At 53.7% G+C, this 657-nt stretch carries 1 protein-coding gene; it reads left to right on the top strand.

What is annotated here, in order from left to right; translation table 11 throughout:
* A partial coding sequence (locus AK963_RS34270; protein WP_175404774.1) for a helix-turn-helix domain-containing protein occupies positions 1–575 on the top strand: 575 nt, incomplete at its 5' end.
* Positions 576–657: the final 82 nt, after the last annotated feature.

Raw genomic sequence — 657 nt, 5'->3', positions numbered from 1 at the left:
GCATTGCCAGTATTCCCAAACTGGCCCGGAAATCCGGTATTGACCAGAATTACCTCTATCGCCTGGCCAAGGGTGAAATAGGTAACCCGCAGAAGTACCTTGAAGTGTTGACCAGAACCCTGGGGGTTAGCTCTGTGTGGTTTTCCACAGGCCGGGGTGACCCCCATGATCATGAGTCCGTGGTACACCGGGAGGATGCCTGGCAGCAGACCACCATGCTTACCAAGGTGATGGTGGTGCCTACCGAAGGCGACCTCTATGACGTGATTGCCAGGGTGCCGGATTTGTTCAACAGTCCTTACCATGCATACCGGCAGCCCAGTGCTTACCGTTTTTTTTATGTGCCGGAAATGGTGGAGTCCTTCCCCGGTTGTACCCTGCTGACCGTGGAAAAGGAACTTCGCCCGGGCCCCGGCCTGTTTCTGGCCTGGAAAACGGTTCATGGCCATAAACGGTTATTTACGTTTACCTGCACCTATTCCGGACTGGAGGTCAGCAGTACCCAGCAGCCGGACTGGGAAGTGGTTGGTCGGGTACGTAATATGGATTACTGGAAGATCGAGTTGCCTGACTGAGAGCTTCCCAGTTATCCACAAAATCCGTGGATAAACCGGTATACAACCTGTTAACCCATAATCCCACGTCGGATGTTCCGTG

Source organism: Endozoicomonas atrinae (genome assembly GCF_001647025.1).
Classification (GTDB): domain Bacteria; phylum Pseudomonadota; class Gammaproteobacteria; order Pseudomonadales; family Endozoicomonadaceae; genus Endozoicomonas; species Endozoicomonas atrinae.
The sequence above is the reverse complement of the archived record's forward strand: the minus strand, read 5'-3'. Positions and strand labels throughout refer to the sequence as shown.